The following is an 8,324-nucleotide window of genomic DNA, read 5'->3' on the forward strand; positions in this document are numbered from 1 at the left end:
TGGCGAGCACCTGCAGCCACTCGGTCAGCTCGGGTGACTCAGCCGGGTCGATGGTGAAGTCGGCACCGAGCATTCCCAGGTGGACGGCGAGGAGCTCGGGCGAGTCCGACCCGACCTCGAGGGTGCAGCTGGACGCGTCGATCGGCTCGATGGTGGCCGGCCACGGCAGGCGTGCCACGACGACGTCGGCCGGCGCAAAGACGGTGACCCGCGCCCGGTAGGCCCAGGTCGCGGTCGCGAGCTGGCCGGAGACCCGCTCTCGCACTTCGGCATCGGGCAGATCACGCGGGACGAACCGTGGGCCCGCAGGCAGTCGCAGCCGCATGCGGTCCACCCGGAAAGTGCGCCAGTCGCCGCGGTCGACGTCGTGGGCCAGCAGGTACCAGCGACGGCCAGAGCTGACGATGCGGTGCGGCTCGACGAGCCGACGGCTCTCGGTCGCGCTGTGGGACGCGTAGTCGAACCGGAGCCGTTCATGGTCCCGGCACGCGTTCGCGATCGCCATCAGCGTCTCGGGATCAACCGATGGCGTCGGAGCCGCGAGCGATGGGACGGTCACGGTCGCCGCAGCGAGCGAGGCGATCCGGCGGCGCAGGCGGGACGGGAGGAGCTGCTCGAGCTTCGTCAGCGCCCGGATCGAGGTCTCCTCGATGCCCTCGATGGCCCCGGTCGCGGCTCCGCGCAGCCCGATCGCGACGGCCACGGCCTCCTCGTCGTCGAGGAGCAGGGGCGGGACGGCGGCACCCACACCGAGCCGGTAGCCGCCGCCGACTCCGGGCACGGCGTCCACGGCATAGCCGAGCGCCCGGAGGCGCTCGATGTCGGTGCGGATGGTGCGGGCGGTGACCTCCAGGCGCTGCGCGAGCTGGTCACCCGTCCAGTCGCGGCGGGACTGGAGCAGGCCGAGCAGGCGGAGGAGCCGGGCCGAGGTTTCGAACATGCCGCAAGTCTGGTCCTCATCGCGGAAGGAAGTCTTCCGTGATTGTTCCTAGCGTGGTTCCATGACGACGAACACCGAACCCATCGGCCCGACCGCGGCCGACCTGTCCTCCTCAGCCATTCGCCCGTTCCGGGTCGAGATCTCGCAGGCCGACGTCGATGACCTCCGCGCCCGCCTCGCCGACACCCGTTGGCCGTCGACGCCCATCGCTGACGACGACTGGAGTCGCGGAGTCCCGCCCGGCTACCTCCGCGAGCTGGCCGACTACTGGCGCGACGGCTTCGACTGGCGCGCCCAGGAGGAGGCGCTGAACGCCTTCCCGCAGTACACGACCGACATCGACAGCCAGACCGTCCACTTCCTGCACGTCCGATCCGCCGAGCCCAATGCCCTGCCCCTCGTCCTGACCCACGGCTGGCCGAGCTCCCCGGTCGAGTTCACCCGACTCATCGGCCCGCTCACCGACCCGCGGGCCCACGGCGGCGATCCAGGCGACGCCTTCCACGTGGTCATGCCGAGCCTGCCCGGCTACGGTTTCTCGACACCGCTCTCCGCCGCTGGCTTCAATCTCTTTGGAGTGGCTCAGGCGTGGGCCGAGCTGATGACCCGCCTCGGGTACGAGCGGTTCGCCGCCCATGGCACCGACGTCGGGTCGGGCGTCGCCGGCATGCTCCCAATGGTCGCCCCAGGTCGCGTCGTCGGTATCCACTTGACCGGGACCGCCGCTGCGGCTCCCTTCGATCCCCCGCTTGACCCTGACGCGTTCGAGGGCCCCGACCGCGAACGCGCCGAGCGACACAACACCTTCCGCGAGGACGGCACCGGCTACCTCGCCATCCAGTCATCCCGCCCGCAGACGCTGGCCTACGGCCTGCACGACTCGCCGGTTGCCCAGCTCGCCTGGATCGTGGAGAAGTTCCACGAGTGGACCGACCCAGCCAATCCCCTCCCTGACGAGGCCGTCGACCGCGACCAGCTGCTGACGAACGTCAGCCTCTACTGGTTCACCGGCTCCGGGGCCTCGACGGCCCACGCCACCTACGACGGCATGCGGGCCTGGCGTGAGTTCGCGGCCCAGCAGTCCGGAGCCGGCGAGGGAGGCTGGGGCGCCGAGGAGCCAGGCGGCGAAAGCAATTGGGGTGCAGCCCCGCCCGCGCCACCGACTGGCGTGGCCGTCTTCGCCGCGGATAGCACGATCCGCAGCCTGCTCGACCCGAACGGCACGATGGCCCACTGGTCCGAGTTCGACCGCGGCGGCCACTTCCCGGGGATGGAGGTCCCCGACCTCCTCACCGAGGATCTGCGCGCGTTCTTCCGCACGGTGCGGTGAGGCCAACACCTCCAGCTAACGCGCCGCGTCGAGGAGCCGCGCCCCGAGTGCACGGACGTGCTCGATGAGCTCGGGTGGCTCGTGCACGTGGAATGCGACGCCGAGCTGCCCGACCCACACCGCGAGCTCGTCGAGGGAGTTCGAGCCGGCACTGAGCAAGCACGTGTCATCCGCGACCGGTTCGACCGTCGCAACGGTGGGCGGCATCCGAGCGGTGACGAAGTCCGCGCTGGCGTGCACGGTGAACCGACCGTGGTAGCGGTACGGGTGGGTGGAGATCTGCTCCGACACGTAGCGGGCCAGATCGCCGCCGGGCGGCTCTCGAGGGGTGAAGCGCGGTCCGTTCGGCGTGCGCAGCCGCATCCGGTCGACGCGGAACGTGCGCCAGTCCCGCCGGTCGATGTCCCATGCGACCAGGTACCAGCGACGCCCCGAGCCCACCAGCCGGTGGGGCTCAGCCCTGCGGCGTGCCTCCGCCCCATCGCGGGCACGGTAGTCGAACCGCACGCCCTCCCGGTCCCGAATGGCGGTGGCGATCGTTGTGAGCGCGGCGGGGTCCACCCCGCCGACCGGCGACGCCAGCTGGACCATCGCTGAGCGCAGCGCCCGGACGCGGTGCCCGAGCCGCGAGGGGAGGACCTGCTCGAGCTTGAGGAGCGCTTGCATCGACGTCTCTTCGATCCCGGCCACGCCCGAGACAGCGGCGGTGCCGAGTCCCACAGCGACCGCGACCGCCTCGTCGTCGTCGAGCAGCAAGGGCGGGACCCCGGTGCCGGCGCCGAGCCGGTACCCCGGCGCCCCCGCCGTGGCGTGCACGGTGTAGCCGAGGTCACGGAGCCGGTCCACGTCGCGGCGGATGGTCCGGGCCGAGACACCCAGCCGCTCGGCGAGCTCCGCGCCCGGCCAGACCTTGGGCGTCTGGAGCAGGGACAGCAATCGCAGCAGCCGTGCCGACGTCTCGAACATGCCCAGTATCCTAGGACCGAAGCTGTCCTAACCGCTCTCTACGTTGACACACATGAACGACGACACGCAGATCCACCCGTTCCGCATCGACGTCCCTCAGGCACAGCTTGATCACTTGGCCGCCCGCCTCGCCGCAACCCGCTGGCCGGACGAGCTGCCCGGGGTCGGCTGGTCGTACGGCGTCCCGGTGGGCTACGCGCGTGGGCTCGGCGAGTACTGGAGCACCCAATTCGATTGGCGTGCCGCCGAAGCGGAGTTGAACGCGTTCCCGCAATTCACCACTCGCATCGACGGCCAGAACATCCACTTCCTGCACGTCCCCTCGCCCGAGCCGGACGCGCTGCCGCTCATCATCACGCACGGCTGGCCCGGCTCCGTCGCCGAGTTCATGAAAGTCATCGGGCCGCTCACCGACCCTGCCGCGCACGGTGGCGAGAGGACCGACGCCTTCCACGTCGTCGCCCCGTCGATCCCGGGGTTCGGCTTCTCCGGGCCGACCGCGGAGCCGGGCTGGGACCTCAGCCGGGTCGTCCGCGCCTGGGCCGAGTTGATGAGCCGCCTCGGTTACCAGCGCTACGGCGCACAGGGCGGCGACAGCGGCGCCGTCATCTCGCCCATGCTCGGCCGCGCCGACCGGACCCACGTCGCGGGCGTGCACGTCAACGGCGGCCTCGGTTTCCCGACCGGCGACCCCGCTGAGTCCCAGGGTCTCACCGAGGCCGAGCTCGCCCGGCTCGGCCAGTACCAGGACCAGGACCGCGTCGGCTACGCGATCATCCAGGCGACCCGACCACAGACCCTGGCATTCGGCCTGCACGACTCCCCCGCCGCGCAGCTGGCGTGGATCGTCGAGAAGTTCAAGGAGTGGACCGACCCGGCGTGTGAGCTGCCTGAGGACGCGGTCGACATCGACCAGCTGCTCACCGACGTCAGCATCTACTGGTTCACCGGGACCGCCGCCTCGTCCGCCCGCCTCTACAAGGAGAACCAGCAGACCTGGGGCGGGGCAGCCGAGTACTCGAGCGTGCCGCACGGCGTCGCCGTCTTCCCCGGCGACCCGGGCGTACGCCGGATCGCCGAACGCGAGCACAACGTCGTGCACTGGTCGGAGTTCGACCGGGGCGGCCACTTCGCCGCCATGGAGGCGCCGGACCTGCTCGTCGAGGACGTCCGGACCTTCTTCCGCATGGTGCGCTGAGGCTGGTGGTCGCGACGCTCAGGCGGTGGTCTCGTCGAAGAGCGTGCCAAAGCGGGCGAGGTACAGCGGCCAGCCCTGGGCGTCGTCGACGCCGTCTCGGACGCTCTCCCAGCCGGTGCCGTGGCGGTCGAGGTGACGGTGCTCCAGCTCGACCCGGGTCCGGTCGCCGTCTGCCATGAACCGGACCTCCACTTCGCTCGTCCGGTCGAGGTCGGTCTCGATTTCCCACCTGGGGTTGATGTCCCATGTGAAGAGAAGCCGATTCGGCGCCTCGTAGGCAAGGACGCGCGCCCAGCGGCACTCGCTCCCGTCCGCCGCGCGGTCGACGATGTTCCCACCGACCCATGGCTCGAGCACGGTCTCGGTGATCGGTGCTGATAGGAGGTTGTGCTCTCGCGGCTTGATGTCGCCGAAGCGCTCGGTGAAGACCTTGAACGCGATCTCGGGCGGCGCTGGGACGACGACGCTGTGGCGGATGACGCTGTCAGTGGTGGTCATCGGGACTCCTTGGAGGGTGTCGTGGTGGTGGTGCCCGCGCGGCCTTGCGCGAGTTCGGCCTGGTAGTGGGCGACCTCGGCTGCATAGTTGTCGAGCGTGCGCTGCCAGTACGCGTCGAGTTGGTCGCGGAGGGCCGCGAGGGCGAGCGGGTTGAGTTGGTAGATCCGGCGGGTGCCCTCGGCGCGGTCGGTGACGAGCCCGGCGGTCTTGAGGATCTTGAGGTGCTGCGAGACGGCTGGACGCGTGACGGGCAGTCCGGCCGCCAGCTCGCCCACGGCCTGCGGCCGCTCGGCGAGCGACGCGACAATCGCGCGCCGCGTCGAGTCCGCCAGGGCATCCCATCCGTCTACTGCTTGGTTAGCAATCACTAACCGTTAGTAGATGCTTACGGAATGTTCCTTGTCAACCCTCCAGCTGGGAGAACCACGTCGTATGCCGCTGAGCTCCCCCCGCGCGGACGTGACCTTCCGCGCCTACCGAGCTGAGCGGCATACGGCTCAGGCGGTGAGTCGTTCACTGAGCCATCCCTCGAAGGGCGGCACATAACGAATTCCAGCGATGTCCCACGCCGTTCAACACCTTGAACGATCTCGGCTCAGTGCTCTCCCTGGCTTGCCGACACACCCTCACGGGCGGTGGCCAGGAAGACCGGATACCTCACTCCCTCTCGAGTGATGTGGGTGCAGTCCGTGACGGCGACGTCCACGAGCCCCGCCTGCTCGAGCGCCTTCGCAAGTTCGCCCCTGTCGAAGCCGTGATGGCCATCGAAGTCGTGCGTGTGGAACGAGCCGTCCTCCCGGTCGAGGTCGGCGATGCAGAGATGGCCTCCCTCGACGAGCAACTCGGCGAATGCCGCGAGCACCACGGGCAGCTCGCGGACGTGGTGCATGACCATCGACGACACGATCAGGTCGAACCGCTCGGCGGGCGCCGGCTGGTTCTCCAGGTCCAGGTCCCAGACGCGAGTGTCCGGGGGCATCGCACCTGAGTCGATCTTGTCGCGCAACACGGCCCGCATGCCGGGGGAGTTGTCCGCCAGCGTGACTCGGCCGATCGCCCCGGTCGAGGTGAGCAGCGCCTGCGTGACGAGAGCCGTGCCGGCACCGTACTCGAGCAACTGGGTCGCCTCGCCCAGTGGCACAGCCGCGCTCACCGCTCGAGCGACGTCCTGTGCCTGCCTCACCTTCTCGGGGTCGTCGTCCCACGTCGCGGCCTTGTCATCGAAGTGCTCGGTGCCCATGCAGCCAGCCTGCCACGGCCGCGCCCTATCCCGCGTCGGGTGCGCCGGGCTCGCGGGGGTCGGGGAGTCTCGGGTAGTCCGGGACCGGATAGATGCCGACTGCCAGCCCGTAGGTCGTGTCGCCGGATCGAGGGAGCCGGTCGTACTCCTCAACCAGGTCCCGTATCCGTGTCCAGAACTCGCTCGCCTGCTCGTCACTGAGGCGGGCGTGTCGCAGGAAGGCCCAGAGGCGACGCGCTTCATAAGCAGCGCTTGACTCGCGGGCGGCCACTTCGAAGTCGTTGAAGTCGAGGGGCAGCTCGGGCCCCCCCGGGTCGACAGAGATGGTGACCGTGCGAGCGGCCCGGCCGTAGAACCGCTCCTCGACAGCCCGGACGCGCCGGGTGCGCACAACCTGCACCAGACCCGCAAGGTGCAGGACGGAGACGTGGTGGGCGATGGTGCTCTTCGGTCGGTGCGTCGCCTCCGCCAGCTCCGCGACCGACGCCGCTCTCTCCGTGAGCAGCCCGAGGATCGTCGTGCGCAGCGGGTGGCCGAGGGCGCGGACCTGGGCGGGGCGGGTCAGCACGAGGCGGTCGGCGATCTCGTGGCCCGGCGGCGGGGCGGCGGGAGTCACGCTTCGGGGAGCCGAGGGGTGACGCGTCACGAATATCAGACTACAGTTGTCGAACGATCCATATTTCTCGATCGTTGGAGGCCGATGATGACTCAGGTGCTGCTCTTCCACCACGTGCAGGGACTGACCCCGGGTGTGCACGCGATCGCCGACGCGCTCCGCCAAGCGGGCCACACGGTGCACACGCCCGACTTCTTCGAGGGCCGTACCTTCGGCTCGCTGGACGAGGGCTTCGCCGCCCTGAAGGCCAAGGGGCCGGACGCCCAGGACGCCTGGGCCGACGAGGTCGCGGGTGCGCTGCCGGCGGACATCGTCTACGCCGGCATCTCGCTCGGCGTCATGCCCGCGCAGCGCCTGGCCCAGACCCGGCCAGGTGCGCGCGGTGCCGTGTTCCTCGAGTCATGCGCACCGGTCAGCGCGTTCGGCCAAGCCTGGCCAGCCGACGTCCCGGTGCAGGTGCACGGCATGGAGGCAGACCCGTTCTTCGCTGGTGAGGGTGACGTCGACAACGCCCGCGAGCTCGTCGCCGAGGCCAACGACGGCGAGCTCTTCGTCTACCCGGGCGATGCACACCTGTTCACCGACTCATCGCTACCGAGCAGCGACCCAGCTGCCACCGCCAGCGTCCTCAGTCGCATGCTGGCGTTCCTCGAGAGGGCCTGACCGGCCACCGAAGCGCTACTGGCCGGTGCGCCCGTCGATGCACTCGCGCAGCAGGTCGGCGTGGCCCGCGTGGCGCGCGTACTCCTCGAAGACATGGACCAGGATGTCCCGGATCGAGACGCGCTCGCCATGAACGTCGACCTGCTCGCCAAGGTCGCTGTCGGCGCGGCTGCCGAGCCACTCGTCGGACTTCGCGATCTCCGCCTTCCAGGTCGCGAAGGCGTCCTCGACGACGGCCGGGTCTGGCTCGGCGCCATTGAAGTCGCGGTCGAAGTCGTCGTCGGTCTTGTAGAGCCGCGGCCCTTCGGTCCGACCCTGGAGCACCCGTTGGAACCAGTGGTTCTCCATCGAGGCGAGGTGCCGGACGAGGCCGAGCAGGCTCAGGGTGCTCGGCGGCACGGAACGGCGTGCGAGCTCCTCCGCGTTGAGACCCTCGCACTTCATTTCAATGGTGAGACGGTAGTTGTCGAGGTACTCGCGATACGTCGGCAGTTCGTCGACGGGGTTGCCGTAGGTGCGGGAGTCTTGCTCGGGAGTCGTCCACCGGTTGCTCATCGCTCGATCCAAACGGAGGGCGGCATGCGGGGCAAGATCTATGCGATTCGCGATCGCGTCCACTCCATCACTTCGTCGAGGTCAAGCCCGTAGGTGCCGCGTCCCGTCGCGGCATATGCGGCCAACCGCTTGGCGGCCCGGTCCGCGAGTCGCTCCGCCCCGATCCGGTTGCCCCGCGCCGCATGGGTGATCGCGACACAGACCTGCGCCAAGCCCTGCCACAGGTCCCGCTCCTCGGCCGGCCCGGCCTTCCAGCGAGCCTCAAAGACCTCGTGGGCGGCAAAGGAGCGCCCGCTGTCCACGAGCTCACGAGCTGTC

At 69.9% G+C, this 8,324-nt stretch carries 11 protein-coding genes; 3 read left to right on the plus strand and 8 right to left on the minus strand.

The window, feature by feature from the left end; translation table 11 throughout:
• On the minus strand, positions 1-940 hold a 940-nt coding region (locus VIR15_RS20720), incomplete at its 3' end, for a helix-turn-helix transcriptional regulator (RefSeq protein WP_331931316.1).
• Between the two features lie 61 nt (positions 941-1,001).
• On the opposite strand from VIR15_RS20720, the gene VIR15_RS20725 reads away from it, so the two are divergent.
• Positions 1,002-2,270, plus strand: a complete 1,269-nt coding sequence (locus VIR15_RS20725; RefSeq protein WP_331931318.1) for an epoxide hydrolase family protein — start codon at positions 1,002-1,004, stop codon at positions 2,268-2,270.
• Positions 2,271-2,285: 15 nt separating this feature from the next.
• Here the strand turns inward: VIR15_RS20725 and VIR15_RS20730 are convergent, their stop codons facing one another.
• On the minus strand, positions 2,286-3,236 hold the full coding sequence (locus VIR15_RS20730; protein ID WP_331931320.1) for a helix-turn-helix transcriptional regulator: 951 nt from the start codon (positions 3,234-3,236) through the stop codon (positions 2,286-2,288).
• 52 nt (positions 3,237-3,288) lie between these two features.
• On the opposite strand from VIR15_RS20730, the gene VIR15_RS20735 reads away from it, so the two are divergent.
• Positions 3,289-4,434 (plus strand): epoxide hydrolase family protein, encoded by a 1,146-nt coding sequence (locus VIR15_RS20735; RefSeq protein WP_331931322.1) that lies wholly within the window; start codon positions 3,289-3,291, stop codon positions 4,432-4,434.
• 18 nt (positions 4,435-4,452) lie between these two features.
• Here the strand turns inward: VIR15_RS20735 and VIR15_RS20740 are convergent, their stop codons facing one another.
• The 4 genes from VIR15_RS20740 to VIR15_RS20755 form a co-directional block, all read right to left on the minus strand.
• Positions 4,453-4,932 (minus strand): SRPBCC family protein, encoded by a 480-nt coding sequence (locus VIR15_RS20740; RefSeq protein WP_331931324.1) that lies wholly within the window; start codon positions 4,930-4,932, stop codon positions 4,453-4,455.
• Entirely contained in the window at positions 4,929-5,300 is a 372-nt protein-coding gene (locus tag VIR15_RS20745) for an ArsR/SmtB family transcription factor (protein ID WP_331931325.1), read from the minus strand. Before VIR15_RS20745 ends, VIR15_RS20740 begins: the two co-directional genes overlap by 4 nt.
• A 227-nt stretch (positions 5,301-5,527) precedes the next feature.
• Entirely contained in the window at positions 5,528-6,172 is a 645-nt protein-coding gene (locus VIR15_RS20750; RefSeq protein WP_331931326.1) for a class I SAM-dependent DNA methyltransferase, read from the minus strand.
• Positions 6,173-6,197: 25 nt separating this feature from the next.
• The gene (locus VIR15_RS20755; protein ID WP_331931327.1) at positions 6,198-6,818 is read right to left on the minus strand and encodes a helix-turn-helix domain-containing protein; all 621 of its coding nucleotides are present in this window, start codon (positions 6,816-6,818) and stop codon (positions 6,198-6,200) included.
• 54 nt (positions 6,819-6,872) lie between these two features.
• Here VIR15_RS20755 and VIR15_RS20760 point away from each other — a divergent pair, with 54 nt between their 5' ends.
• Positions 6,873-7,451, plus strand: a complete 579-nt coding sequence (locus tag VIR15_RS20760; RefSeq protein WP_331931328.1) for a dienelactone hydrolase family protein — start codon at positions 6,873-6,875, stop codon at positions 7,449-7,451.
• A gap of 15 nt (positions 7,452-7,466) precedes the next feature.
• Here VIR15_RS20760 and VIR15_RS20765 read toward each other — a convergent pair whose 3' ends face one another.
• Together VIR15_RS20765 and VIR15_RS20770 are read right to left on the minus strand one after the other, a co-directional pair.
• On the minus strand, positions 7,467-8,006 hold the full coding sequence (locus tag VIR15_RS20765; RefSeq protein WP_331931329.1) for a DinB family protein: 540 nt from the start codon (positions 8,004-8,006) through the stop codon (positions 7,467-7,469).
• Positions 8,007-8,044: 38 nt separating this feature from the next.
• On the minus strand, positions 8,045-8,324 hold a 280-nt coding region (locus VIR15_RS20770), incomplete at its 5' end, for a DUF309 domain-containing protein (RefSeq protein WP_331931330.1).

This window comes from Intrasporangium sp., from assembly GCF_036566125.1.
In the GTDB taxonomy this organism is placed as follows: Bacteria; Actinomycetota; Actinomycetes; order Actinomycetales; family Dermatophilaceae; genus Intrasporangium.